This is a genomic window from Streptomyces radicis, assembly GCF_003626575.1.
GTDB lineage: Bacteria > Actinomycetota > Actinomycetes > Streptomycetales > Streptomycetaceae > Streptomyces > Streptomyces radicis.
Map to the genome: position 1 here is coordinate 48815 of NZ_RBDY01000034.1, position 26807 is coordinate 75621.

Here is a 26807-nt window from a genome sequence, read left to right on the forward strand (position 1 = left end):
TGGTTTCACACGGACGCGCGGGATATATCAGGACAGACCCGGACCGCGTCACCCCTGGCGAACAGCCAAGCACATCAAGGCATTAACATGCGGCGACATGAGCTCCTCCTCAGGGCCCTCGTCCGGCCTCCCCGTACGCATGCCGCGCCCCCGTCAGCCCGGACGCCACCGCCGCCCGGAGCCCGTGACCGCGCCCGAGGGCGCCCCGGCGCTGGTGCTCGCCGTGCCCGGCACCCCCTCGTCGGCGACCCGGTCGCTGGCCGAGGAGGTGGTGAGCATCGCGCGCTCCGAGTTGCCCGGTCTCGACGCCCGGGTCGGCTATGTGGAGAGCGCCGACGAGGAGTTCCCCTCGCTGCGGAGGGTGTTGAGCGAGGCGGCCGAGGACGGCGGGGACGGCGGGGGCCCCGACGGCGAGGATGTCGAGCAGGAGGCCATGGCCTGGCCCGCGCCGGTCGTGGTGCCGCTCCTCGCGGGCCCGGACAGCGCCCACCAGCGCGTGATACGGCAGGCCGTGCTCGACAGCGGCACGGGCGCCGCGCTGACCGATGTGCTGGGCCCGCACCCCTTGCTGGCGGAGGCCGTCCACGTCCGGCTTTCCGAGGCGGGGCTGGCCCGCGCCGACCGCGCCCGGCTGTTCACCGTGGCCACCGCGGCGGACGGCATCGTGCTGGTCACCATCGGCGGCGAGGAGGCGGTGCAGGCGGCGGGCATCACGGGCATGCTGCTGTCCGCGCGGCTGGCCGTCCCGGTGCTCGCGGCGGCGCTCGACCTCGACGGCTCGGTGGCGACCACCGCCGAGCGGCTGACCGAGGCGGGCTCGCAGCAACTGGCCCTGGCGCCCTGCCTGATCGGCCCCGAGATCCCCGACGGGCTGCTGACCGCGGGCGCCAACGAGGCGGGCTGCCCGTCCGCCGAGCCGCTGGGCGCGTACCCGGCCGTGGGCAGGCTGGTCCTGTCCGCGTACATGGCCGAGGTGGGCATCTCCCCCGACCGCCCGCCGCACGGCACCTCGGTGCGCTGAGGCCCCCGCACCACCCGGACTCTCCCGACCCCGGTCGTCGCCCCCTCCACGGGGGAACGCGGCGCCGGGGCCGCGTCGTTCGGGGGGTGAGTCGTCCGGCGTTCGTTCGGGGGCGGTGCGTTCAGGGGCGCCATGCCCGCGTCGATGTCGGCCTCGCGGGTCTCGATCGGGCCGTCCGTGCGGAGCGCGAGCACGGCGCCGGGGGCGAGGTCCACCTCAACGGATTCGAAGGCGCTCAGGCCCAGGCCGATGGGGCTGCCGCTCGGCAGGTCGGGGAAGTCGACGGAGGCGCTGTCGAGGGCGAGCACCGCGGGCGGGAGGTGTCCCGCGCGGGCGAGGGCGCAGCGCCGGGTGGCGGGGTCGTAGCCGGCGTAGAGGCATGTGGCGCCGGTGATCCGGTCCACGCGCCGGATGTCGGCCGCGTTCTTCTCCTCGGCCAGCCGCACCACCGGATCGTCGAGGTGGGCGAGGCGTTGGTCGGGCGGCAGGTCGTCCTTCTCGAACGGCGGTGAGTCGCCCGTCCTGGCGAAGACGGCCAGGCCGAGCACTTCGCCACGGGCCCGCAGCGCCACCAGCATCGGGGAGTGCGTTCCGGTCCGCCGGACGAACTCGGCGCGCGCCTCGTCCCGTTGGAGCCAGGCGCCGTGCGCGTCGCGCGGCCGGGGGGCGACGTACGACGCGCCGGTGGTCAGGACGCGGGTGAACGGCGAGTCCGGCGGCCCGTGGATGGTGTCGCCGCGGCGCCGTACGAGGGTGAGCAGGTCGGTGTGGACGGTGGTGATGGCGGCGCGGCGGAAGACGGGGAGGCCGTCGTCGGCGGCGCTCAGCCGCTGCGGCGGCTCGGCGGCCAGCGGCACGGCCGACGAGGGCGAGGCGCTCGCGGGTGGAGCCGTGGTGAATGTCCACGGCGAGGGCGCACACGCCGAGCGGGCGGGCGTCGGGGCCGTCGAGGCGGAAGAACGAGATCGAGAACGCGCGGCTCGGCTCCCCCGCGCCCGGCCGCCGCCGGATCTCGCGGTCGACGACGGGCGCGCCGTCGTCCAGCACGCGCCGCATGACGTCCTCGAGGGCCTCGCTGTCGAACTCACCGGTGAACGTGCCGAGCCGCCGCCCCAGCCACCGGTCGCGCGCCGTCCGTCTCCCGCGAGGCCGCGTCGTTGAGCCGGACGGCGCGGAGCTCGCGGTCCCACAGGCTCGACATCACCGGGGCGCGGTGCAGCAGGGACTCCAGGAACGCCTCCGCGACGGCGTTGCCACCGCGCGTCTCCGGCACGGCGGTGGCGGACACGAGCCACTCCGTGCCGCCCACCCGGCGCGGCGGGGAGATCCGGAGGTGCCGGGGGAACGCCGTGGCCGTCGCGGTGGCGGGCCTCGGCGAAGCCGGACCACGCGTGCCCCGCCCGGGGCCGTTCCGCCCAGGTGGGGCGGCGGCCAGGGTGCGGGCGTTCGGGGCCAGGAGGGCCGTGCCGTGGCGGCGCACCACGGCGTCGGCGGGGTGGCCGAGGAGCCGCTCGGCGGCGGCCGTCCAGCCGGTGACGACGCCGTCGGCGTCGATCACGGCGACGGCCGGGAGCGGCGCGTGGGTCGTGTCGCGCCCGGTGCGTTCGGGTGGGGCCATCGTGTGCGCCCGGTTCTCGGACCTGGGGTCCGTCTCCTCGGGGACTCCCTGGGGGGTCCCGGGAGAGACGGACCCTCGGCCGCCGCGTGACGGATGGGGATCATTGTGGACCGGGGCGGCGGGGCCGCGAGCGGAGAGCGTTTTCCCGGGCCTTGCCTGGATCGTTTCCCCGCCCGTTTCGCGGGTGGCGAAACACCGCGCGGGGAAATGCCAGGAGGCCTCGGCGGCCCGTGTCACCGTGGGGGAAATCCGTTCCTTGGGAGGTTGGTGTCGTGGAATCGCTCTCTCCTGGATTTCGCGGCCGGCGGCGCGGTGTGGCCGACCGGCTGCCGCCCGGGCAGTATCCGACGGAGGATTTTCCCGTGCTCTCTGCGGGGCCGACGCCCCAGGTGGCCACGGACGACTGGGAGTTCACCCTGACCAGCGAAAAGGGTGTCGCGCACCGCTGGGGCTGGGACGCGATGATGGCGCTGCCGCAGGAGGAGCCGGTCGTCGACATCCACTGTGTGACCCGCTGGTCGAAATTCGACACCCGGTGGCGCGGAGTGCCGATGGACGCGTTTCTCGAGGGGGTGGAAACGGAGGCGGTGCACGCGATGTTCGAGTCCTACGGCGGATATTCCACGAATGTCCCGCTGGCGGATCTGCGGAACGGCCGGGCCTGGCTCGTTCACACCTTCGACGGATATCCGCTGGCCCCCGAGCACGGCGGTCCCGCGCGCATGCTCGTTCCGCGTCTCTATTTCTGGAAGTCGGCCAAGTGGGTCCGTGGTGTGCGGCTGATGCCCGATGAACGGCTCGGGTTCTGGGAGCAGATGGGCTACCACCACTACGGCGACCCGTGGCGCGAGCAGCGCGTCAGGGGCGACTGAGGTGGCCGCGGCCTGGTGGCGGGCGCGCCTGGTCGAGCGGGAAGCGCTCTCCGCCGCCGGGCGGCGCCTGGTCTTCGCGGTGCGGGAGTGGCCGGGGCACCTCGCGGGCCAGCACCTGGACGTGCGGCTGACCGCGGGCGACGGCTACCGGGCGGTGCGCAGCTACTCGCTGTCCGCGCCCGCCCACGGGGACCGCGTCGAGATCGCCGTGCGGCCGACGCCGGGCGGCGAGGTCTCGCCCTATCTGGGCGACGAGTTGCCGCTCGACGCGGCGGTGGAGGTGCGGGGGCCGCTGGGCGGCTGGTTCGTGTGGCGCCCCGAGCAGGCGGGGCCGGTGCTCCTCGCGGCGGGGGGCTCGGGGATCGCACCGTTGATGGCGATGGTCAGGGCCCGCCGCGCCGCGGACTCGACGGCCCCTTTCCGGCTGGTGTACTCGGTGCGGTCGCCCGAAGAGCTGTGGTACGGCGACGAGTTGGCGGAGGCGGCGGGCGGGGCGGGCGGGGGACGTGCGGGACGCGCGGGGGCGGATGTGGCGACGCGCCTGGTGTACACCCGGCGCGCGGGCCCCCGTGCCGCGCGCTCGCCGGGGCGCATCGGGGCGGGGGACCTGCTGGATCCCGCGGTCGAGCCCTCGGCCCACCCGACGTGCTACGTCTGCGGGCCCACCGCCTTTGTCGAGCACACCGCCGACCTGCTGGTCGCCGCGGGCCACGCGCCCGAGGACGTGCGCACCGAGCGCTTCGGCTGACCTGGACCTGACCGCGCGGCCGAACACCCGTCCGCGCGGCCTCAGTTGACAACGAATGGGAGCCACCGTGGCCACTCCCCCGCCCACCCCCTACCAGCCGGCCAAGCCGTCGTTCCCCGCCCGGCCCTCGCACCGGGACGGCAACTGCCTGGCCGGGCCGCTGTCGGAGATCTTCGCGCGCGACGTGATGGACGCCAGGCGCCGCTGCCCCCACTGCCAAGTCGACGCGCCGCTGGCCGCGTTGCACGTCTTCGGTCCCGAGCCCGGCATCACCGCCCGCTGTCCAGGGTGCGCCGCGGTCGCCCTGCGGATGGTGCGTCACGGGGAGCTGATCTGGCTCGAACTCGGCAGCCCCGACGGCCCGTTCCGCATCGCCACCGGCGACCGGCCCTGACCCGGGTGCCGGTCCGCCCGGCGGTCGAACGCGTTCCGCCCGTCCTATAGGCTCAACCGATCGACGTGGCGCGGAGCGCGCGTCGAGGTGACGCGGCGCGGCAGGGAGAACGGGGTCGATGGCGGGACCGGTGGACAGGTTGACGGGCCACGTGGGACCGCCGCCGCTGGGGGCCGCGGGGCTGCCCGCCCGAGTGCGGCGGGTCGTGGACCGCGTGCCGCCGCCGGGGATCCTGCATGTGGGCCTCGGGGGGTTCCACCGCGCCCACCAGGCCGTCTATACCGCGGGGGCCGTCGCCGCCGAGGGGGGCGACTGGGGGATCGTCGGGGCGGCCCACCGTTCACGCGACGTCGTGGACGCGCTGCGGCGACAGGCCGGGCTCTACACCGTCGTCACGGTCACCGGCGAGCGCTTCGAGCCCGAGGTGATCGGCGTGCACGCGGCCACCCATGTCGAGGTGGACGAGCCGGGCGCGACCGAGACCTGGCTCGCCGACCCGGCCATCAAGGTCGTCACCCTCACCGTGACCGAGAGCGCCTACGCGACGGACTCGGCGGTGGTCCAACGGCTCGCGCGCGGCCTGCGCCGCCGCCACCGCTCCGCGGACGGCGCGCCGCTCTCGCTGGTGAGCTGCGACAACCTGCCGGGCAACGGGCGCGTGCTGCGCCGCCTGGTGACCGAAGTCGTCGAACGGTCCGACTGGGCCGAACGGGCACGGCTGCTCAGCTGGTTGGAGAGCGACGTCGGCTTTCCCTCCAGCATGGTCGACCGTGTCGTCCCCGCGCCCACCCCCGCGCTGCGGCAGCGGATCGTCGAGCGCTGCGGCTACGACGACGCGGCGGCGGTGGCGGGCGAGCCCTACTCGGCGTGGGTCGTCGAGGACGACTTCCCCGCCGGGCGCCCCGCCTGGGAGCGGGCGGGCGCCGTGCTCACGGGCGACGCCACGCCGTACGAACAGGTCAAGCTCCGCCTGGTCAACGCCCCGCACTCGCTGATCGCCTGGCTGGGGCTGCTCGACGGCGTGGGCACCATCGCCGAGGCCGTGGCCAGGGAGGACATCGAGGGCGCGGCGCGGCGGCTGATGAAGGACGACATGGCGCCGACGCTCACTCCGCCGCCGGGGCTCGACCCCGCGGCGTTCACCGAGGTGGTCCTGGCGCGTTTCGCCAACACCGCGCTGGGCCACACGACGGCGCAGGTCGGGTCGTTGGGCTCGGTCAAGCTGGCCGCCCGGCTCACCCCGGCGCTCGGCGTGTGGCGGTCGCGGGGCGCGGTGCCGCGTTCGGCGGCGCTGCTGACGGCCGCCTATCTGCTGGCGACGGTCTCCCCGGCTGGGGAGGCCCTTGGCGACCCGCTGGGTCCTGAGCTGCGCCGTCTGTGGGCCGACTCCCCCACGCCGGAACGGTATGCTCGCGCGGCGCTCGGGGAGAGCGCTCTCCTTCCTCAGGAGATCGGCGCCTGGGGCGAGTTCGCCGCGGCGGTCACCGAACTCATGGGCGCGCTGCACCAGCATGGCGTCCCGGCGGCGATCCGCGCTGCGGTCGGGGCGTGAGAGCGCTCTCCACAGTGCGGCGGCCGGGCTGGGAGAGCGCTCTCCCAGGACACTGCGGCCGGGCAGGAAAGCGCTCTCCCGTCACGCCGCCCGGGAGAGCGCTCTCCAATAGCAGCGCAGGCCGACGGGAGAGCGCTCTCCAACGGCATCCCCAGCTAGGGAGAAAGCGCTCTCCCATCAGCGTGGCACCGGGGCGGGGTCACGGCACCGGCGCGGTCGCGTAGTACGGCTTGCACACGTCGCCGTCCCAGGCCGTGGCGATCTGGAGGACGTCGGTGCCCGTGGTGGCGGGGAGCAACGGGGAGCTGTAGTTGGGGCAGAAGTCGGGCTCGGGGACGTCCACCGCGACGGGGGCGGGGGCGGCCTGCCAGGGGCCGTCGGCGTTGTCGGTGTTGACCAGCACCGTGCGGCCGTTGCCCTCGGCGGTGCTGCCGTCGGCGTTCAGCAGCATCTGCCCCACCAGCAGGATCCGGCCGTCCGGGTCGCCCTCGACGGGGCCCTGGGCGATGGTCGGCGCGGCGCGGAAGTAGCGGCCGTCGGCCGTTTCGGGGCGATGGCCGAGGTGGGTGGGGTCGCCCCAGTTCCAGCCGTCGTCCGAGGTGCGGACGTGGACGACGCACTGGTACTGACCGCCGGGGTTGCAGATCTCGTGGCTCATCAGGTGGGTGCCATCGGGGAGTTGGCGCACCACCGGCATACCGGGGCGGTCGGTCCGCGGGAGCGGAGCCACGGTGTCGTGGTGCTCGGTCCAGTGGATGCCGTCGTAGCTGCGCGCGGCGACCAGCTTCTGGCTGTGCGCGGGATCCGTCTCGTCGGCGTAGTGGTAGACCAGCGCGCCGTCGTCGGCCATGGCGAACTCCGGCTCCCACAGTCCGCCCGTCCCGGTCGCCCACGCGCACGTCGACTGGTACTGCCATGTGCGGCCCACGTCACGGCTGCGCCACACGCGCAGCGCCATGCGGCGGTCGGGCTCGTCCTGGCCGACGGAGGCGGCCCACAGCAGGGTGCCCGCGGGCAGGTCGCCGATGGCGGTGGGGAGTTCTTGACGTGCTCCCTGACTAAAGTCCGGGGATTCCGGTCTGGGTCGTCTGACCCTTCCGGGGGCTTCCTGTTTCACCGCGCTGTGCGGGCAGGTGTGCCCGTCTTACCGGCGCTCCACGGGCGTTTGGTGTCTCCGCCCGTCCGGCGGCGACGATTCGGCGTCCTTCGAGGAGGACGTTGCGGGCTGCGTTGTGGTCACGGTCGTGGACGGTGCCGCACGCGCCGCATGTCCACTCCCGGACGCGCAGGGGCTTGGGGCCGTCCCGGAATCCGCAGGCCGAGCAGACCTGGGAGGAGGGGAAGGCCCGGTCCACCTTGGCGAAGGTGCGGCCGTGCAGGGCCGCCTTGTACTCCAGCATGCCGACGAACGCGGACCATCCCGCGTCGTGCACGGACTTGGCGAGCCGGGTGCGGCCGAGGCCGGACACCGCGAGGTCTTCCACGTACACCGCTTGGTTGTCGCGGATGATCCGTGTGGATGCCTTGTGGTGCCACTCCCGGCGCCGGTCGGCCACCTTGGCGTGCTGGCGTGCGACCTTGACGCGGGCCTTGTCCCGGTTCTTCGATCCCCTGGCTTTGCGGGACAGCTCCCGCTGGAGGCGCTTGAGCTTCTTCTCGGCCCGGCGCAGGAAGCGGGGACTGTCGATCTTCCGGCCGTCGGACAGGACGGCGAAGGCGGACAGGCCGAGGTCGATACCGGCGTCGGTCTCCGCTTCCGGGAGGATGTCCGGCTCGGTGTCCACGACGAAGCTGAGGAAGTAGCGGCCGCAGCTGTCCTTGGTGATGGTCAGGGAAGTCGGGGCTGTCGGAAGTTGGCGGGACCACTTGACCTTGAGATGGCCGACCTTGGCCACGTACAGCGTGCCGTCGTCCTGGAGGGAGAAGGCGTTGGTGTTGAGGCGGATCGACTGCCAGGTGTCTTTCTTCGACTTGTAGCGGGGAGGGCCGACCTTGCGGCCCTGCCGTTTGCCCTTGACCGAGTTGAAGAAGTTCTTGTAGGCGGTGTCCAGGTCCCGCAGGGACTGTTGCAGGACGACCGCCGACACGTCGGCGAGCCAGGCGCGTTCCTCGGTGCGTTTGGCCTGGGTGATGCGAAGCCGGGACAGCTCGGCCGACGTCACGTACGGCAGCCCCGCCGCGTGCGCTTCCTTCCGGTCGCGCAGGCAGTCGTTCCACACCACCCGGGCGCACCCGAACGCACGCGCCAGCGCACGGCACTGTGGGGCGTCCGGGTAGGCCCGGTAGTTGTAGCGGAGCCGCACACCAGGATCCTACGACGATTGGTCTCATGGAGGGACAGAATGACTACAGGCGTGGCAGACGCGTTGTTTCAGCGATGCGTGTGCACTTGGTCTTTGTGACGAAGTACCGGCGCGGGGTGTTCAACGACGAGATGCTGACGCGCTGCGAAGAGATCATGCGCAAGGTCTGCGAGGACTTCGAGGCGGAGCTGAAGGAGTTCAACGGCGAACGCGATCACGTCCACCTCCTGGTGCACCACCCGCCCAAGGTCGCCGTCTCGAAGCTGGTCAACAGCCTCAAGGGCGTCTCCGCCCGCCGGATACGGCAGGAGTTCACCGGCCGGACCAACCACGCCATCACGCACGGACACCTGTGGTCGCCCTCGTATCTCTCCGCATCGTGCGGCGGAGCACCGCCGGCAATCGTCCGCCAGTACATCGAGCAGCAAAAACGTCCGCTCCAGAGCGCACGTCAGAGCAGTCTGGAGATGCATTCATCCCCGGCGTGAACGCCGGGGCTTTCCGCAAGGAACGCGGTAAAGGGTCGCGCAGCACAGGCCCCTGCCGTCCGAGGAGTCGGGGTCCGCGACCGTGCCGACCTGGGCGAACGTGGCCCCGTCGTCGGTGCTTTCGTAGATGGCGCCGAGGCCGTCGTTCCCGTCGAACGTGACGACGGAGGCGAGCACGCGGCCGTTGGCGGGGCCGTTGTGGGCCAGGCGGATCGCGCGTGGGTAGAGCCCGGTGCCGTCGCGCAGCGGCGTCCCGGTGGCGGCCAGGGCGGCGGGGCCCTCGGGCGCGGGTGAGGGCACGGGGTCGGCGGCGGTGGCGGCGGTGGGCGGGCCACCGATGAGGGCGGCGAGCAACGCGCCGAGGCGCAGCAGGGCCAGGCGGGCGGGGCGGTGGGATCTGCGGGGCGGTCGGGGGACGGTCATGGTGTCGGCCTTCCGTTCGTCCGGCGGAAGTCGGACCCCTCGGGGGAGCGCGGGACAACGTGGGCATCGGTGCTCGTATCGATGGTCGTGTCGATGTACACCCCGCGCCAGGGGCGGGACGCCGCGTTCGGGAACGGGCGGGGGCGGTCGGGGAGTCGTTCCCACGAGGACGACGAGAGGAGCCCGCATGGCGGTGACGCTGGGCGAGGAGATCATGCCGCTGTCGCTCGACGACGGCTCGGGCGAAGCGCGAGAGCGGCAGGCGGCGGGGTGGACGGGGGGACCCTCGTGTGGCGCCCACCGGCGCGGGGGCGGAGCGTGGGCGTGCACGTCAGGGGGCCCGATGGCGCCGGGCCGCGACGTGTCGGAGCCGCTCGGGCGGCTGACGGCCGGGGGGCCGGGCGGTGGCGGGCGCGAGCGTGGCGCTCGAACGGGTCGGGTCTCTGGCGGGCCTGACGGTCGGGCGCGGGGGCGTGGAGCGGGGGCGTGGAGCGGGTGGCGGTGGCGTTCGACCGGCCGGAGTCCGCCCTGCTCGCGCTGGTCGCGTGGGTGGGCGGGGCCGGTCAGTTCGCGATCCGCGGCTACCGGTTCCCCCGAGGATCGCCGACGGCTCCGACGCCCGGCTGTGGCGTACGGACACCGCGGCGACGACGGACCGCTCCGACCGGTGGCCGCCCACACCCGCCCTGCCGGGACGGCAGGCGCGTGTCCGGCGCCCGGCGCCCGGCGGCTCGAGCGCGCCATGGTGGGAGGGATCGGGTGGCCGGAACCCGGGGTTGTCGTGGGCTCGCTGTTCGGGGACCGTCCCGGGCCCTGATCCGGCGGGGGGCCGAGAGGGGTCCCCCGCGGGGTGGGTATGTTCGGGGCATGGCGTGGTGGCGACGTGCGAAGAAGCCGGGTCCCGTGGCCCTCTCCGTGTTCGACCGCGGGGCTGGGGGTCCGTTCCAACGGCCGGGGTTGAGCCTGGGCAGGCGAACGCTGCCGCCGATCACCACACGGAGCTTCACCGACCTGATCGCGGAGCGGGTGCGCGCGCACCATCCACCGGGCACCGGTCCGGTGGGCAACGTGGTGACGCACAACGTGTTCGCCGAGGATGACGCGGCCATCTACCTGGGCGCGGGCGGCCGGGCGGCCGTCGTGGTCCGGCTGACGCCTGCCCTGCGTCCGGACCTGTACGGCCTGGGTGAGGCGATCGAGGACAACGGGGCGTCCCTGTATCTCGACGCGCACGCGGGCTTCCTGCGGGCCTCGCTCCTGCTCCCGGCGTTGGACTTCGACCTGGACACGGGCATGCTGCTCGACGAGGGGAACGTCCAGGAGTTCCTGTGGGCCGCCTACACCACCGAGACCGTCGAGCTGCACATCTCCCATGCGGCGCACGACCGGCTGCTGCCCTTCACGTGCGCGGCGCCGGGGATCCGCGCGGTGTTGGACGCGGGCTTCGACCTGATCACCCTCCCGGCCCCGGCCGATCCGAGGGCCGAAGTGGCGGCCGTCAACGGCACGTTGAACCCGTCGGCACTCGTCCCGTTGCGGGTCACGGGCCGCGCCGAGCTGGCCATCACCTTCGACGTCGAGGCGTAAGCCGCGCGGAGGGGCGCGGAACGGCGCGGTCGGGGGCGCACGGTCGCCTCCGGGCACCCCGCCGAACTCGGGCAGCGGCCCCGGGGCAACGCCATGGTGCGGCCCGCGACGATCTCATGGCGGGCGCCGTCGTCGCGGCGGTGACATGACCCGGGATGTCCTCGGGCGTCGGCAGCGCGCGACGCGTCGCCGGGATCGCGCTCTCCAGCCGGTCGAGCAGCTCGGGGGCGGTCGGCCCCCTCGACGGGCCCGGGCCCGAGCCGGAGGCGGAGACTGAGGCGGCGGTTCGGCATGCCCAACGGGGAATCGGACGGCGGGCGTTGGGGGGCGCGTATGCGCCGGGAGGCTGCCCCCGGCGCACGCCCAGCGCCTACGCTTCGGCTGACCGCACGGCACACGGCACCGTTGACACGGACGACACCGACGACCCTGACGACCCCGACGACGAAGGGCCTGAGCGCATGGAGATCGACACTTCGAAGGCGCACTCGGCACGGGTGTGGAACTTCTGGCTGGGCGGCCGGGACTGGTACGAGGCCGACCGGGACGCGGGCGAGCAGATCACGCGCGTCTACCCGGGCATTGTGCGCACGGCGAGGTTCCAGCGGATGTTCCTGGCCAGGGCCGTGCGCCTGCTGGCGGGCGAGGCCGGGATCCGGCAGTTCCTCGACCTGGGCACGGGCCTGCCGACCGTGGACAACACCCACGAGGTCGCCCAGCGCGTGGCGCCCGACTGCCGGATCGTCTACGTCGACAACGACCCGCTCGTCCTGGCGCACGCCCGCGCGCTGCTGACCAGCACCCCCGAGGGCAGGACGGCGTACATCGACGCGGACGCGCGCGCCCCGGAGCGCATCCTCGAACAGGCGGCGGAATACCTGGACTTCGACCGGCCCATCGCGGTGACCATGCTGGGGATCCTGGGCCACATCCCGGACGAGGACCGCCCGGACGACATCGTGCGCCGCCTGATCGAGCCGCTCGCCACCGGCAGCTATCTGGCGGTGAGCGACGGCGTGAACACCAACGACACGCTCAACGCCGCCACCACCGACTACAACGCCCGGCTGGCCGGGGACTACACGCTGCGCGGCCCGAGGGAGGTCACCGCCTTCTTCGAGGGCCTGGACATCCTGGAGCCTGGGGTGGTCACGATCGATCGGTGGCGCCCCGAACACCCGCTGTTCGAGGGCGAGGAGCCGGTGGACGCGGTGTGCGGGCTCGGCGTCAAGCGCTGACCGCGCGTGTCAGCTCCTCGAGCAGGTAGTCGGCCGTCCCCGCGGCGGTGGGGTGGTCGTAGACGAGCGCGGCGGGGAGCTCGGCGCCGGTGAGGCGCGCCAGGCGGTCGCGCAGCTCGACGGCCTGGAGGGAGGTCAGGCCCAGGTCGGCGAAGTCGTCGTCCGGGCCGACCTCGCCGGGCGTGGCATGGCCGAGCGTGGCGGAGGTCTGCTCCAGGACGAGCGAGAGCAGCGCCGTCCTGCGCTCGGCCGCGTCGGCGTCGGCGAGGCGTTCCACCAGGTCGGGCGCCGTGGAGTCGGGCGGCTCGGGCGTGGCCTCGCCGTCCTCGGGCAGGGGGGCGCTCGTGGGGGGCGCGGGGCGCTCGCGGCGCTTGGCGGCGAGCGCAGGGAGCAGGACGGCAAGGGCCTCGCGCCCCTGGTCGTCCAGGTCGAGCTCGGCCGCCAGGGCCTCGGTGTCCTGGCGTTCGACCGCCGCCCAGAACCCCGGGGGCGCCGGGTCGGGGGCGGCCGAGGGCGCGGCGGTCAGCCAGTAGCGGCGGCGTTGGAAGGGGTAGGTGGGCAGCGGGACGCGGCGGGCGCCGGTGCCTTCGAAGAACGCCGCCCAGTCGACGGCCGCGCCCGCGGTGTGCAGTTGAGCGAGCGCGGCGGCGAGCGCCTCGGGCTCGCGCCGGTCGCGGCGCTGGGCCGCAATGAACGCCGTCTGTCCGCCGTCGGATTGGAGAGCGCTCTCCCTTGCCATCGGGGTGAGCACCGCGTCCGGGCCGACCTCGAGGAACGTGCGGGCGCCCGCGGCGTGGAGGGCCTGGACGGCCGCGCCGAAGCGGACGGTTCCGCGCGCGTGGCGGACCCAGTGCTCGGGCGAGCACAGCTCCCGTTCGGTGGCGAGGCGGCCGGTGAGCGCGGAGACGACGGGCAGGCGGGGCGGCCGGTAGGTGACGCGTTCGGCGACGGCGCGGAAGGCGTCGAGCATCCCGTCCATGTGGGGTGAGTGGAACGCGTGCGAGACGGCCAGGCGTTTGACCCGTGCGAAGTGGAAGGCCACGGCCTTGACCGCGTCCTCGTCGCCGGAAATCACCAGTGCGCGGGGGCTGTTGACGGCGGCGACGGCCACCAGGCCCTCGGCGTCCTCGCGTTCGAGCAGGGGGGCCACCTCGTCCTCTGCCGCCTGGATGGCCACCATGGCGCCGCCCGGGGGGAGTTGGCCCATCAGCCGCCCGCGCGCCACGACCAGCCGCGCCGCGTCCTCGAGCGAGAACACCCCGGCCAGATGGGCCGCGGTCAGCTCGCCCAGCGAGTGCCCGGCGAGCCAGCCGGGCGCGACGCCCCACGACTCGAGCAGCCGGAACAGCGCCACCTCGGCGGCGAACAGGGCGGGTTGGGCGTGCTCGGTGCGTTCGAGCGACTCGGCGGCGTCGAGCGTCGCCGGGTCGAGGTCGAGCGCGGCGGCTGCCTCCGCGAAGGCCCGCGCGTAGACGGGGTGGGCCGCGGCCAAGTCCCGGCCCATGCCGACGCGTTGGGCGCCCTGCCCGGGGAAGAGCACGGCCAGGCCGCCGCCCGAGGCGCGGCCCGTGGTCCACGCGTCGAGGTCGCCGTCGAGCGTCCAGGCCCGGTGGGCGAACGGGGTCCGCGCGGTGGCGAGCGTGTGCGCGACGTCCAGCGGGTCGAGGTGGCCATCGGCGACGGCCTCGCGCAGCCCGGCCGCCCGCGCGGTGAGCGCCTCGGGCGTGCGCGCGGACAGCAGCCAGGGGACGGCGGGCGGCGGGGCGGCCGAGGCGGGCGCCTCGGGGGTGGGCGGTGGCTCCTCGATGACCACATGGGCGTTGGTGCCGCTGAACCCGAACGACGAGACTCCCGCGCGCCTGGGCCTTCCCTCCCCCGGCGGCCAGGCGACGGGCTCGCGCAGCAGCCGCACCCCGCCGCCCGACCAGTCGACGTGCGGCGTCGGCTCGTCGATGTGCAGCGACGCGGGCAGCAGGCCGTGGCGCAGCGCGAGGACGGTCTTGATGACGCCGCCGACCCCGGCGGCGGCCTGGGCGTGGCCGATGTTGGACTTCAACGACCCCAGCCACAGGGGGCGTCGGGGATCCCGGCCGGGGCCGAAGACGGCGATCAGGGCCTCCGCCTCGATGGGGTCGCCCAACGGCGTGCCGGTGCCATGGGCCTCGATCGCGTCCACGTCGCCGGGCGCCAGGTCGGCGTCGGCGAGCGCGGCGTGGATGACGCGCCGTTGGGCGGGGCCGTTGGGCGCGGTGAGGCCGTTGGAGGCGCCGTCCTGGTTGACCGCGGAGCCGCGCACCAGGGCCAGGACCGGGTGGCCGAGGCGGCGGGCGTCGGAGAGGCGTTCCACCAGCAGGACGCCCACGCCGTCCGCCCAGCCCGCGCCGTCGGCGGCCCGCGCGAACGACTTGCACCGCCCGTCGGGCGCCAGGCCGCGCAGCCGGGAGAACTCCACGAACGCGTTCGGCGTCGCCATCACGGTGGCGCCGCCCGCCAGCGCCAGGTCGCACTCCCCCGAGCGCAGCGCGCGCACGGCCAGGTGCAGCGCGACCAGCGAGGACGAGCACGCGGTGTCGACGGTCAGCGCCGGGCCTTCGAGGCCGAGCGCGTAGGACACCCGCCCGGACAGGACGCTGCCGAGCGTTCCGGTGCTGAGGAACCCCGCGACGGCCTCGGGCTCGCCGCCGGGCGGCGGCCCGTAGTCCCAGTACATCCCGCCCATGAACACCCCGGTGCGGCTGCCGCGCGCCGCCGCAGGGTCGATGCCCGCCGCCTCGAACGCCTCCCACGAGGTCTCGAGGAGCAGCCGCTGCTGCGGGTCCATGGCGAGCGCCTCGCGGGGCGAGATCCCGAAGAACGCGGCGTCGAACCCCGCGGCGTCGGCCACGAAGCCGCCCTCGCGCACGGACGAGGTGCCGGGCCGCCGCCCCTCCGGGTCCCACAGCGCGTCGAGGTCCCAGCCCCGGTCGGTGGGGAACGGGCCCACCGCGTCGCGCCCTTCCTCGACCAGCGACCACAGCGCGTCGGGGCCTGTGACGCCGCCGGGGAACCGGCAGGCCATGCCGGTGATGGCGATCGGCTCCCTGGCCCTGCGCTCGACCTCGTCCAGGCGCTCCCGGTAGGCGTGCAGGTCGACCGCCGCCTGCTTGAGATAGGCGCGGAGCTTGTCCTCGTCGGCCATGGCCGTCTCCGTTCGTCGGTCCTTGCGTCGGTCCTTCGCCGGTTCCTGACCGGTCCTTCGCCGGTCCTTCGCCGGTCCCCGAGCGATCGGTGTCGGGCGTTCAACAGTGCGCCGGGCCACCTGCGTTGGGCCATGCGGTCAGGCGGTCGGGCGGTCAGGCGGTCAGGCAGTCAGGCGGTCAGGCGGTGCGGAACGTGTCGAGGAGGTCGAAGATCTCGTCGTCGGCCGCCGACGCGATCCGCTCCCGCACCTCCCCGTCCTCGGGCGCGGCGCCGAGCCCGGCGGCGACCTCCTGGAGCCGGGTCGCCACGCGCCGCCGCTCGGCGTCGGCGAGACCGGCGAACGCGGCCGCCAACCGGTCCACCTCGGAGAGCGCTCCCCGAAGCGCCGTTCCCTCGCCGGAGCCGTTGCGCCCCGGCGCCTCCTCGGCGAGCGCGGCGGCCAGGAAGGTGGCGGCGGCCTCGGCGGTGGGGTGGTCGAACACGAGCGTGGCGGGCAGCCGCAGCCCTGTCGCGGCGGCGAGGCGGTTGCGCAGCTGCACGGCGGTGAGCGACTCGAAGCCCATGTCCCTGAAGGCGCGCCGGGGTTCGACGCTCTCCGGTGAGTCGTGGCCGAGCACGGCCGCGACCTGGCCGCGCACCAGGTCGAGCAGGACGGGGCGGCAATCGCTCTCCGGCAGGCCGCGCAGGCGTTCGCGCAGCGCGTCCGCGCCGGTGTCGCGGCGGGCTGGGGCAGGCACGAGGTCGTGCAGCAGGGGTGGAACGCCCTCGGTCCTGGCGCGTTTCCGCAGCGCCGCGAGGTCGAACCGGACGGGGACGAGCAACGCCTCGTCCCGCGCCAGCGCGGCGTCGAACAGCGCCAGGGCCTCAACGGTCCCGAGCGGGGCGGCGCCCTGGCGGGCCAGCCGCCGCAGGCCCTCGTCGCCCAGCCGCTCGGCCATGCCGCCGCCCTCCCAGGGGCCCCAGGCGAGTGACAGCGCGGGCAGGCCCATGGCACGGCGGTGGGCGGCGAGGGCGTCGAGGAAGGCGTTGGCCGCGGCGTAGTTGGCCTGGCCCGGGCCGCCGAGCACCCCGGCGGCGGAGGAGAACAGGACGAACACGGCCAGGTCGAGGTCGCGGGTCAGCTCGTGCAGGTGCCAGGCGGCGTGTGCCTTGGGGCGCAGCACGCGGTCGAGCTGCGCGTCCGTCAGGCGGGTGACGGTGGCGTCGTCGAGGACGCCAGCGGCGTGGATGACGGCGGTGAGCGGGTGCGCGGCGGGGATGGCGTCCAGCAGGGTAGAGAGCGCTCTCCGATCGCCGGTGTCGCAGGCGGCGAGGGTGACGTTCGCGCCCAACGCCCCCAGCTCATCGGCGAGTTGGCGAGCTCCGGGGGCGTCGGGGCCGCGGCGGCCGGTCAGCAGCAGATGACGCGTGCCCCTGGCGGTGACCAGATGGCGGGCGAGCGCGGCGCCGAGGGTGCCGGTGCCTCCGGTGATCAGCACGGTGCCGTCGGCGTTCCAGGTGACCGGTCCCGGGTCGGGCGCGGCGGGCGCGGTGAACGCCGTGGGCGCGGGGTCGGTCGTGAGGGGTGCGAGGCGGGCGGTGTGGGGGCGCCCGCCGCGCAGCGCGAGGTGGCCGGGCCGCGCGTCCCGGCCCAGGCCCAGGCCCGCGCCCGCGCCCGCGCCCGCGCCTGTGGCGAGGGTGGCCGGGACGGCGGCGAGCGAGGCCGGGTCGTCGTCGAGGTCGACCAGGAGGAAACGGCCCGGGTGTTCGGCCTGGGCGGAGCGCACCAGCCCGCACACGGCGGCCGCTGCCGGGTCGGGCGCGGGGTCGTCAGGACCGGTGGCGACCGCGCCCCGGGTGAGAACGGTGAGGGTGGCGTCGGCGAACCGTTCGTCCGCGAGCCACGCGCGGACGCGTTCGAGGGTGCGCCGCGTGGCCTCCCCGGCGCGCGCGGCCGGGTCGTCCCCGGCCGTGGTCAGGGCGTCGGCGGTCGCGACGATCCGGGGCGGTGGGGCGGGCAGGGCGTCGAACGCCGCGACGGCCGTCGCGCGGACGCCCCCGGCGGCGAGCGCGGCGGCGAGGGTGCCGTCGTCGCCGAGGACGGCCCAGTCGGCCCGGTCCTCGGCCTCGGCCTCGGCGGGGTCCGGGGCGGGGTCCGCGTCGGGCGCGGCCAGCGGGACCCAGTCGAGCCGGTGGAGCGGCCCGGGCCCGGGCGTTCCTCCGGGGGCGAGGTGGCGGCCCGTCACCCGGCGCAGGGCGAGGGCATCGACGGAGGCGACGGGCGTTCCCGCGCCGTCGGCGAGCTGGACGCGCACCGCGTCGCCGCCGGGCGCGCGGGAGATGAGCACCCGCAGGGCGGTGGTGCCGGGGGCCGCGCACAGCGAGACACCGCTCCAGGCGAACGGCAACGGGACCCCGCCGTCCTCGCCCACCCCCGTCGCCCCGTCCCCGTCCACGGGCGCGGCGACGAAGTCGCCCAGGGCGATGGCGTGGAGGGCCGCGTCGAGGAGCGCGGGGTGCAGCCCGAACGCCCCTGCGGGGGTGGTGTCGGGCAGCGCGACCTCGGCGAGCACCGTTTCGCCGAGCCGCCAGGCCGCGGTGAGGTTCTGGAACGCCGGGCCGTGGTCGAGCCCGGCCGCGGCCAGGTTGTCGTAGAGGCGGTGGACGTCGAGGCGTTCGGCGCCCGGCGGCGGCCAGGTCGCGGCGAGGGGCAGGGGCGCGGGGCCGTCGCCGGGGCGGTGCGGGCGCAGCGTGCCGGTGGCGTGGCAGGTCCAGGGGGCGTCGGCGGGGGCCTCCTCGGGGCGCGAGTGGATCGTCACCGTCCGTGCGCCGTCGAGGCGTTGAGCCTCGTCGGCGCGTTGAGCCACGTCGACATGTCGCCCCTCGTCGGCGCGTGGCCCCTCGTCCGTCGGGGCGACGGTGACGCGCAGCTGGGCGCAGCCGCGCTCGGGCAGGGGCAGCGGCGCCTGGAGGGTGAGGTCGTCGAGCACCGGGTGACCGGCGTGGCGCCCGGCGGCGAGGGCGAGTTCGACGAGGGCCGCGCCAGGCAGCAGGGCGGTGCCGAGGACCGCGTGGTCGGCCAGCCAGGGCTGGGCGGGCAGCCCGACCCGGCCGCTGAGCAGCAGCCCGTCGGAGTCGGGGAGCGTCACGGCGGCCCCGAGCAGGGGGTGGCCGGTGCGGCCGAGGCCGATGGCCGCCGCGTCGGCGCCGCCCGAGCCGCCGCCGAGCCAGTAGGAGCGGTGCTCGAACGGGTAGGTGGGCAGGTCGGCGCGTCCCGCGCCGGTGCCGTCGAACACGGCGGGCCAGTCGGGCGACAGGCCGCGCACATGGGCCTCGGCCAACGAGGCGAGGACGCGGCGCCACCCGTCGTCGCCCCGGTGGAGCGAGGCCGCCACCACGGCGTCGTGCCCGGCGGCGTCGAGCGTCTGGTGCAGCCCGAGGGCGAGCACGGGGTGCGGGCCCACCTCGACGAACGCGCCGAAGCCCCGTTCGGCCAGGTCGCGCACGGCGTCGGCGAAGCGCACGGGCTGCCTGAGGTTGCGGTACCAGTAGGCGGCGTCGAGGCGTTCGGTGTCGAGGAACGCCGCGTCCACCGTGGAGTAGAAGGGGACGGCGGCGGGGCGGGGCGCGATGCCGTCGAGCTCGGCGAGCAGCCGCCCCTCGATGTCGGCGACCAGCGGGGAGTGGGAGGCGTAGTCGATGGGGACGCGGCGGGCCCGCACGCCGTCGGCGGCGCACGCGTCGGCGAACGCGCCCAGCGCCTCGGCCTCCCCCGAGACGACCGCGAGCGAGGGCCCGTTGACCGCGCCGAGCCACAGGCGCCCTGCCCAGCGGGCGAGGCGGCGCTCCACCTCGTCGGCGGGCAGCGGGACGGTGAGCAGGCCGCCCTTTCCCGCGAGGGCCAGGGTGGCGGCGGCGCGCAGGGCGATCACGCGTGCCGCGTCGGGGAGGGTGAGGGCACCGGCGACGCAGGCGGCGGCGATCTCGCCCTGGCTGTGCCCGACGACGGCCGCCGGGGTGATGCCGAACGAACGCCACACCTCGGCGAGCGAGACCGTCACCGCGAACAGCGCGGGCTGCACCACGTCGTCGCCCTCCAGCGCGGGCGCGCCGGGCGCGGCGCGCAGCACGTCGGGCACCGACCAGCCGGTGAACGGCCGCAGCGCCGCGTCGCACTCGGCCATCCGGCGGGCGAAGACGGGGGATTCGTCGAGGAGTCGGGCGGCCATGCCGGGCCACTGGGCGCCCTGGCCCGGGAAGACGAACGCGACCTTGCCCGGCGTCGTCGAGGCCGAGCCCGTGACGCCCTCGGCGAGCTGGGGCGCGGACCGGCCATCGGCCAGGGCCGCGACCCCCGCGAGGAGGCTCTCGCGGTCGGTGCCCGTCACGACGGCCCGGTGCTCGAAGTGGGCGCGTTCGGCGGCGAGGGAGCGGGCCACGTCGAGGGGGCGCGCGTCGGGGTGGACGCGCAGGTGGTCGGCGAGCCGGGCGGCCTGGGCGCGCAGCGCGGGCGCGGTCCTGGCGGAGAGGGCCCAGGGAACGGCGGGCGGCGGCGCGGCGGGGGGCTGCTCGGCGGAGGGCTGCTCGGCGGAGGGCTGCTCGATGACGAGGTGCGCGTTGGTGCCGCTGAAGCCGAACGCGGAGACGGCGGCGCGGCGGGGGCGGCCGGTCTCGGGCCACCGCGCGGGCTCGCGCAGCAGGGCGATGCCGCTGTCCTCCCAGGCGACGTGCGGCGTCGGCTCGTCGATGTGGAGAGTGGGGGGCAGCACGCCGTGGCGCAGCGCGAGGACGGTCTTGATGACGCCGCCGACCCCGGCGGCGGCCTGGGTGTGGCCGATGTTGGACTTCAACGAGCCGAGCAGCAGCGGCCGTTCGGGGTCGCGCTCGTGGCCGTAGACGGCGGCGATGGCCTCGGCCTCGATGGGGTCGCCCAACGGCGTGCCGGTGCCGTGGGCCTCGACGGCGTCGATGTCGGCGGGGCGCAGCCCGGCGTCGGCGAGGGCGTCGCGGATGACGCGCTGCTGGGCGGGGCCGTTGGGGGCGGTGAGGCCGTTGGAGGCACCGTCCTGGTTGACGGCGGAGCCGGTGATCAGGGCGAGGACGGGGTGGCCGTTGCGGCGGGCGTCGGAGAGGCGTTCGACGACGAGCACACCGGCGCCCTCTCCCCATGCCGTGCCGTCGGCCCCGGCGGCGAACGCCTTGCAGCGCCCGTCGGGTGCCAGGCCGCGCTGGCGCGAGAACTCCACGAAGGCGCTGGGCGTGGCCATCACCGTCACGCCACCGGCCAGCGCGAGGTCGCACTCCCCCGCGTGCAGCGCCCGCGCCGCCAGGTGGAGGGCGACCAGGGATGAGGAGCAGGCGGTGTCGACGGTCAACGCGGGACCCTGAAGGCCGAGGGCGTAGGACAGGCGCCCCGAGATCACGCTGCCGGAGCGGCCGGTGCCCAGGAGCCCGTCGAACTCGGCCTCGGCGGGCGTGCCGGGCAGCGGGCCGTAGTCGTGGTACATCACCCCGGCGAAGACGCCGGTGCGGGAGCCGCGCAGCCGGTGGGGGTCGATCCCGGCGCGTTCGATGGCCTCCCACGAGGTCTCGAGCCACAGGCGCTGCTGGGGGTCCATGGCGAGGGCCTCGCGCGGGGAGACGCCGAAGAACCCCGCGTCGAACTCGGCGGCGCCGTCAAGGAATCCGGCCGCCCGCACATACGAGGTCCCCGGGTGGGCGGGGTCGGGGTGGAACAGCGCCTCCAGGTCCCAGCCCCGGTCGTCGGGGAAGGGGCGCGCGACCGCCCGGCCCTCGGCGACCAGCGACCACAGGCCCTCGGGGGAGGTGACCCCGCCGGGGAAGCGGCAGCCGATCCCGACGATGGCCACGGGTTCGTCGGTGGCGGGGCGGACCGAGGGGAGAGCGCTCTCCGGGGGGGTGGTGGTCAGCTCGGCGGCGATGTGCGCGGCGAGGGCGGTGGGCGTGGGGTGGTCGAAGACGAGGCTGGCGGGCAGGCGAAGTCCGGTGGCCGCGTTGAGGCCGTTGCGCAGCTCGATCGCGGTGAGCGAGTCGAAGCCGATCTCCTTGAACGACCGCCCGGCGTCCACCGCGTGAGCGCCGGTGTGGTTGAGGACGTGCGCCACCTGGTCGCGGACGATGTCGAGGACGGCCTCATCGCGCCGCTCGGGCGGCAGGTCGGCCAGGCGGCGGGCGAGCCCGTCGGCGGCCGCGCCCCGGGCCGCGGTGCCCCGGGCCGCGGCAGCCCTGCGGCGGGGAGCGCGGACCAGGGCGTGCAGCAGGGGCGGCAGCTCGTCGGCGCGGGCGGCGAGGGCGGCCGGGTCGAGGCGCAGGGGCAGCGGAACGGCCTCGCCCGTGGCGGGCGCGGCGTCGAACAGTGCGAGCCCGTCGGCGGTGGACAGGGCGGCGAAGCCCTCGCGGGCGAGGCGGCGCAGGGCGGCTGCGTCGAGGTCGCCCGCCATGCCGTCGCCGCCGCGCCACAGGCCCCAGGCGAGCGAGACGGCGGGCAGCCCCTCGGCCCTGCGGCGGTGCGCGAGGGCGTCCAACACGGCGTTGGCGGCGGCGTAGTTGGCCTGACCCGGGTTGCCCAGGACACCGGCGGCCGAGGAGAAGAGGACGAACGCCGTCAGGTCGAGGCCGCGGGTCAGCTCGTCGAGGTGGAGGGCCGCGTCGGCCTTGGGGCGCAGGACGGTGGCCAGCCGTTCGGGGGTGAGCGCGGCGGCCACGCCGTCGTCGAGGACACCCGCGGAGTGGACGACGGCCCTGAGGGGGTGGGCGGCGGGGATGGCGTCCAACAGGGCGGAGAGCGCTCTCCGGTCGGCGACGTCGCAGGCCGCCAGGGTGACCGTGGCGCCCAACGCCCGCAACTCTCGCGCCAGTTGGTGGGCGCCGGGTGCCTCGGGCCCGCGGCGGCTGGCCAGCAGCAGGTGCCGGACGCCGTGTTCGGCGGCGAGGTGGCGGGCGACCAGCGTGCCCAGGGCGCCGGGTGCGCCGGTGATGAGGACGGTGCCCTCGGGGTCCCAGGGCGGCAGCTCCCCCTGGGTGTCGGTGGGGACGCGGGCGAGGCGCGCGCGGTGGACGGCGCCGCCGCGCAGGGCGAGTTGGGGCTCGCGGGAGGCCAGGGCGCGCGCGGGCACGCCGGGGGCGTCGGGGTCCTCGTCGACGAGGACGAGGCGGTCGCGCTGCTCGGACTGGATCGAACGGACCAGGCCCCACACGGCGGCGTGCGCGGGGTCGGGCGGCGCGTCGTCCGGGCCCGTGGTGACGGCGCGGCGGGTGACGAGCGCGAGCCGGGCGGAGGCGAAACGGTCGTCGGCGAGCCAGCGTTGCACCAGGTCGAGGGCGTGGGTGGCGGCGTCGAGCGGCGTCGCGGCCGGGGGGCAGGTGGCGATGACCACCTCGGGGGTCGGGGCGCGGCCCGCGGAGATCGCGTCGGCGAGGGCGTCGAGGTCGGGGTGGGGGGTGTGCTCGCCGAGCGCGGCCCGTTGGGCGCCGTCGGCGGCGGGGCCCTGGGGCTCGGGGAGCGTCGGCCAGTCGAGGCGGAACAGCGCGTCGGCCGGCCCGTGCCCGGAGGCGGTGGGCTCGGGCACGGCGGTGGCCAGCGGGCGCAGCAGCAGCGACGCGACGGTGGCGACGGGGTCCCCCGCGCCGTCGGCGAGATACAGGGAAGCGCTCTCTGGGCCCCGAGGGGTGACCTGGACGCGCAGCAGGGTGGCGCCGGTGGCGTGGAGGGTGAACTCGCCCCAGGAGAACGGCAGCAGAGGCTCCGGAGAGCGCTCTCCCAGGTCGCTCTCTCTCAGGGAGCGCTCTCCCAGGGCGAGGGCGACGGTGTGCAGGGCCGCGTCGAGCAGGGCGGGGTGCAGGCCGAAGGCGTCGTTCTCGGCCTCGGGGTCGAGCGCGACCTCGGCGAACACCTCGTCGCCGCGCCGCCAGGCGGCTTTCAGCCCTCGGAAGACCGGGCCGTAGCCGAGGCCCCCGGCGGCCAGCCGGTCGTAGAGCCCGTCCACGTCGACGGGGTGGGCGCCGGTGGGGGGCCAGGCGCGCACGGGGGCCGGGGCCTCGGGGGGCGCGTCGGCGAGCAGGCCGGTGGCGTGGCGCGTCCAGGGGGCGTGTTCGTCGTCGCCGCGCGCGTGCACCTCGATCCTGCGGCGGCCCGAGCCGTCGGGCGGGTCCACCCGGAGTTGCACCCTGACGCCGCCGTCGGGCGGCAGGACCAGGGGCGTTTCCAGGGTCAGCTCCTCGACGGTCGGGCAGCCGGTCTGGTCGCCCGCGCGGGAGGCCAGCTCCGCGAGGGCGGCGCCGGGCAGGACGGGGGTGCCGCCCAGGGTGTGGTCGGCGAGCCAGGGGTGGGTGGCGAGCGAGAGGCGGCCGGTGAGCAGCAGCCCGTCGGATCCCGCGAGCGGCACCGAGGCGCCGAGGAGCGGGTGGTCGCACGCGCCGAGGCCGAGGCCGCCGGGGTCGCCGGTGCGTGCCGAGCCGTGCGGCCAGTAGCGCTGGCGGGAGAAGGGGTATCCGGGGAGGGTGACGCGGCGGGCTCCGCTGCCCTCGTAGAACGCGGACCAGTCGATGTCCCAGCCGTGGGCGTGGAGTTCGGCGGCGGCGGCCACCACCGACTCGGCCTCGGGGCGGTTTTTGCCCAGCACCGGGACGGCCGGTGCGTCGCCGCCCGCGAGCCCGGAGAGCACCGCGCCGGGGCCGACCTCGAGGAAGCCGCGGATGTCCGAGGCGCGCAGCGTGGTGAGGGCGTCGTGGAAGCGGACGGCGTCGCGCGCGTGCCGGACCCAGTACGCGGGTGAGGCCCAGGCGCCGTCCCGGTCCACCGGTCCCCCCGTCACCGTGGAGACCCCGGCGACCGTGGGGGTGCGGTAGGTCAACGTGGCGGCGACGGCGTGGAGTTCGTCGAGCAGCCCGTCGACGTGCGGCGAGTGGAAGGCGCGCTCGACCTTCAGACGTCTGGCGCGGCCCAGGCGCCCGGCCACGTCGAGGACGGGGTCCTCGTCGCCGGAGAGGACCACGGAGGAGGGGCCGTTGACGGCGGCAACGGCGACCCCGGGCAGCAGGGCGCGGCGGGCCTCCTCCTCGGTGGCCTCGACGGCGACCATGGCGCCCCGCGGCATGCGGGACTCCATGAGCCGCCCCCTGGCGGCCACCAGGCGTCCCGCGTCGGCGAGCGACAGCACGCCGGCGACGTGGGCGGCGGCCAGCTCGCCCACCGAGTGGCCGACCACCGCGTCGGGGCGCATGCCCCAGGACTCGAGGAGCCTGAACAGCGCGACCTCGACGGCGAAAAGCGCCGCCTGCCCGATCCCGTCGGTGCCGCCGGTGCCGCCGGTGCCTTCGGTGCCTTCGGTGCCGTCGGCGACCGTCGCGGGGTCCAACTCCACGGCGGCGCAGGCCTCGTCGAACGCCGTCGCGAACGCCGGGAAGGCGGCGCGGAGTTGACGGCCCGTGCCGGGTCGGCCCACGCCCTGCCCGGGGAAGAGCACGGCCAGTCTGCCGCCCGTGGCGCGCGCCGTCCGCAGCCGGTCGAGGTCGCCGCCGAGGGTCCACGCGCGGTGGGGCAGCGAGGCGCGGGAGCGGGCCAGGGTGAACCCGACGTCCACGGGGTCGAGTTGGGCGGTGGCGTCCCGCAGCTGTTCGGCGCGGGCGGCCAGCGCCTCGGGGGAGCGCGCGGAGAACACCCAGGGCACCGCGGGGGGTGGCGTTCCGTCGCGTTCGGCGGGCTCGGGGAACTCCTCGACGATCACATGGGCGTTGGTGCCGCTGACGCCGAACGACGAGACGGCGGCACGGCGTCGGCGCCCGGTCTCGGGCCACTCCAGCGTCTCACGCGCGAGACGGACGCCGCTGCCCGACCAGTCGACGCGCCGCGACGGCTCGTCCACGTGGAGGGTCCCCGGCACCACGCCCCGGCGCAGGGCCAGCACCATCTTGATCACGCCAGCGACTCCGGCGGCGGCCTGGGCGTGGCCGATGTTCGACTTCAACGAGCCGAGCAGCAGGGGCCGTTCGGGGTCGCGCCCGCGGCCGTAGGCGTCGATCAGGGCCCGCACCTCGATCGGGTCGCCGAGGGTGGTGCCCGTGCCATGGCCCTCCACCACGTCCACGTCGGAGGGTTCGAGCCCGGCCCCGGCCAGGGCCTGGCGGATCATCCGGCGTTGGGCGGGGCCGTTGGGCGCGGTCAGCCCGTTGGACGCGCCGTCCTGGTTGACGGCAGAGCCGCGCACCACCGCGTGCACCCGGTGGCCGAGGCGGAGCGCGTCGGAGAGGCGTTCGACCAGGAGCACGCCCGCGCCCTCGCCGAAGCCCACGCCGTCGGCGCCCTCGGCGAACGACTTGCACCGCCCGTCGGGCGAGAGCCCGCGCTGCCGTGAGAAGGCGACGAACGCCTCGGGCGTGCACATCACGGTGGCCCCTCCCGCGAGCGCCAGGTCGCACTCGCCCGCGCGCAGGGCCCGGGCGGCCAGGTGCAGCGCCACGAGCGACGACGAGCACGCCGTGTCGACCGTCAGGGCGGGGCCCTCGAGGCCGAGGACGTAGGAGACCCGGCCCGATGCGATGCTGCCGCCGGTGCCGAGGAAGCCCTCGACGGTGTCGTCGGAGGCGCGCAGCACGGCCTCGTAGTCGTGGTGCATCAGGCCCATGAACACGCCGGTGCGGCTGCCGCGCGCCGCGACCGGGTCGAGTCCCGCGTCCTCGAACGCGTCCCACGACGCCTCGAGCAGCAGCCGCTGTTGGGGGTCCATCGCCAGGGCCTCGCGGGGCGAGATGCCGAACATGGCCGGGTCGAACTCGCCCGCGTCCCGCAGGAATCCGCCGTGCCGGGTGTAGGAGGTGCCGCGCCGGTCGGGGTCGGGGTGGTGGATCGCCGCGATGTCCCAGCCGCGGTCGGCGGGGAACTCGCTGATGGCGTCGACCCCTTCGATGACCAGCCGCCACAGCGCCTCGGGGGTGTCGGCGCCGCCGGGGAGGCGGCAGGCCATGCCGACGACGGCCACGGGCTCGCGGGCGGCGGCGGTGAGCTCGGCGGTGAGTTCGCGATTGCGTTCCCGGAGCCGTTCCCGCTCCTTGAGAGAAAGCCGAAGTGCTTCGAGAACGTGGGTGTCCGGTCCACTCATCGCCGCTGTTCTCACCTTTCGCGTGGGTGGTGCGACCGGTTTCGCGGGGGTGGTGCGACCGGCGCGTTTCCGGCCGCCGCCGCGCGCGTCGCGGATTTCCTCCGCCATTCTGGGCCGGGTACCTCGGCGTCCCGACCCCTCTCCGACCCCTGAACTCCCCCTAGCCTCGATCTTTCGTGACGGTCCGTCGGTTTGCCCGCCGGGCCGTTTCGGTTGTTCGGGTTGGTGGCGGGCAGGGTGATGGCCCGGTTGTCGCGTCGGGTGGGCGCCGGGTTCCACGGCTCCGG

At 75.7% G+C, this 26807-nt stretch carries 13 protein-coding genes and 3 pseudogenes; 8 read left to right on the forward strand and 8 right to left on the reverse strand.

The annotated features are described in order from the left end of the window. Positions 1-97: 97 nt before the first annotated feature. Positions 98-1021 (forward strand): sirohydrochlorin chelatase, encoded by a 924-nt coding sequence (locus tag D7318_RS27960; protein WP_120700014.1) that lies wholly within the window; start codon positions 98-100, stop codon positions 1019-1021. 140 nt (positions 1022-1161) lie between these two features. Here the strand turns inward: D7318_RS27960 and D7318_RS35045 are convergent. The 3 genes and pseudogenes from D7318_RS35045 to D7318_RS27970 form a co-directional block, all read right to left on the reverse strand. Next, a pseudogene (locus D7318_RS35045) lies at positions 1162-1599 on the reverse strand (PP2C family protein-serine/threonine phosphatase); the annotation flags it as partial. 379 nt (positions 1600-1978) lie between these two features. After that, positions 1979-2137: pseudogene (locus D7318_RS35050) on the reverse strand (hypothetical protein); the annotation flags it as partial. Next, positions 2106-2639: a PAS domain-containing protein gene (locus tag D7318_RS27970; RefSeq protein WP_120700016.1), complete on the reverse strand. Its 534-nt coding sequence runs from the start codon at positions 2637-2639 to the stop codon at positions 2106-2108. The pseudogene D7318_RS35050 and the gene D7318_RS27970, both read right to left, overlap by 32 nt. A gap of 272 nt (positions 2640-2911) precedes the next feature. Between D7318_RS27970 and D7318_RS27975 the strand changes: the two genes are divergently transcribed. The 4 genes from D7318_RS27975 to D7318_RS27990 all read left to right on the forward strand — a co-directional run bounded on the left by D7318_RS27975 (position 2912) and on the right by D7318_RS27990 (position 6205). Next, complete coding sequence (locus D7318_RS27975; protein WP_120700017.1) at positions 2912-3511, forward strand: molybdopterin-dependent oxidoreductase; 600 nt, start codon at positions 2912-2914, stop codon at positions 3509-3511. Position 3512: 1 nt separating this feature from the next. Then, positions 3513-4259, forward strand: coding sequence for an FAD-binding oxidoreductase (locus D7318_RS27980; RefSeq protein WP_230424149.1), 747 nt, complete (start codon positions 3513-3515; stop codon positions 4257-4259). Positions 4260-4326: 67 nt separating this feature from the next. Next, positions 4327-4653, forward strand: coding sequence for a DUF6510 family protein (locus tag D7318_RS27985; protein WP_230424151.1), 327 nt, complete (start codon positions 4327-4329; stop codon positions 4651-4653). 118 nt (positions 4654-4771) lie between these two features. Continuing rightward, a complete protein-coding gene (locus D7318_RS27990; protein ID WP_120700019.1) occupies positions 4772-6205 on the forward strand; it encodes a mannitol dehydrogenase family protein in 1434 nt (477 codons plus the stop codon). A gap of 199 nt (positions 6206-6404) precedes the next feature. On the opposite strand, the gene D7318_RS27995 is transcribed toward D7318_RS27990, so the two are convergent. Together D7318_RS27995 and D7318_RS28000 are read right to left on the reverse strand one after the other, a co-directional pair. Continuing rightward, positions 6405-7163, reverse strand: coding sequence for a hypothetical protein (locus tag D7318_RS27995; RefSeq protein WP_183091641.1), 759 nt, complete (start codon positions 7161-7163; stop codon positions 6405-6407). Positions 7164-7263: 100 nt separating this feature from the next. Further along, the gene (locus D7318_RS28000) at positions 7264-8508 is read right to left on the reverse strand and encodes an RNA-guided endonuclease InsQ/TnpB family protein (RefSeq protein ID WP_120700020.1); all 1245 of its coding nucleotides are present in this window, start codon (positions 8506-8508) and stop codon (positions 7264-7266) included. A 26-nt stretch (positions 8509-8534) separates the two neighbouring features. On the opposite strand from D7318_RS28000, the gene tnpA reads away from it, so the two are divergent. Beyond that, a complete protein-coding gene (gene tnpA / locus D7318_RS28005) occupies positions 8535-8996 on the forward strand; it encodes an IS200/IS605 family transposase (protein WP_120700021.1) in 462 nt (153 codons plus the stop codon). A gap of 18 nt (positions 8997-9014) precedes the next feature. Here the strand turns inward: tnpA and D7318_RS34275 are convergent. After that, a pseudogene (locus D7318_RS34275) lies at positions 9015-9419 on the reverse strand (RICIN domain-containing protein); the annotation flags it as partial. 867 nt (positions 9420-10286) lie between these two features. Between D7318_RS34275 and D7318_RS28015 the strand changes: the two are divergent. Both D7318_RS28015 and D7318_RS28020 read left to right on the forward strand, forming a co-directional pair. Next, entirely contained in the window at positions 10287-11006 is a 720-nt protein-coding gene (locus D7318_RS28015; RefSeq protein ID WP_220729849.1) for a hypothetical protein, read from the forward strand. 461 nt (positions 11007-11467) lie between these two features. After that, positions 11468-12244: an SAM-dependent methyltransferase gene (locus tag D7318_RS28020; protein ID WP_120700033.1), complete on the forward strand. Its 777-nt coding sequence runs from the start codon at positions 11468-11470 to the stop codon at positions 12242-12244. Here the strand turns inward: D7318_RS28020 and D7318_RS28025 are convergent. Beyond that, positions 12234-15422 (reverse strand): type I polyketide synthase, encoded by a 3189-nt coding sequence (locus D7318_RS28025; protein WP_120700022.1) that lies wholly within the window; start codon positions 15420-15422, stop codon positions 12234-12236. The two genes, D7318_RS28020 and D7318_RS28025, sit on opposite strands and share 11 nt — an antisense overlap. Before the next feature lie 178 nt (positions 15423-15600). Next, positions 15601-26535 carry a type I polyketide synthase gene (locus tag D7318_RS34285; protein ID WP_408055543.1) on the reverse strand — a complete coding sequence of 3645 codons (10935 nt, stop codon included), beginning with the start codon at positions 26533-26535 and terminating at the stop codon, positions 15601-15603. Positions 26536-26807 lie beyond the last annotated feature (272 nt).

Bases quoted from the DNA above. Each gene is read 5' to 3' on its own strand.
- D7318_RS27960 (WP_120700014.1), top strand. From the start codon at position 98: ATGAGCTCCTCCTCAGGGCCCTCGTCCGGCCTCCCCGTACGCATGCCG.
- D7318_RS27970 (WP_120700016.1), bottom strand. From the start codon at position 2,639: ATGGCCCCACCCGAACGCACCGGGCGCGACACGACCCACGCGCCGCTC.
- D7318_RS27990 (WP_120700019.1), top strand. From the start codon at position 4,772: ATGGCGGGACCGGTGGACAGGTTGACGGGCCACGTGGGACCGCCGCCG.
- D7318_RS27995 (WP_183091641.1), bottom strand. From the start codon at position 7,163: ATGGCGCTGCGCGTGTGGCGCAGCCGTGACGTGGGCCGCACATGGCAG.
- tnpA (WP_120700021.1), top strand. From the start codon at position 8,535: ATGGAGGGACAGAATGACTACAGGCGTGGCAGACGCGTTGTTTCAGCG.
- D7318_RS28015 (WP_220729849.1), top strand. From the start codon at position 10,287: ATGGCGTGGTGGCGACGTGCGAAGAAGCCGGGTCCCGTGGCCCTCTCC.
- D7318_RS28020 (WP_120700033.1), top strand. From the start codon at position 11,468: ATGGAGATCGACACTTCGAAGGCGCACTCGGCACGGGTGTGGAACTTC.
- D7318_RS28025 (WP_120700022.1), bottom strand. From the start codon at position 15,422: ATGGCCGACGAGGACAAGCTCCGCGCCTATCTCAAGCAGGCGGCGGTC.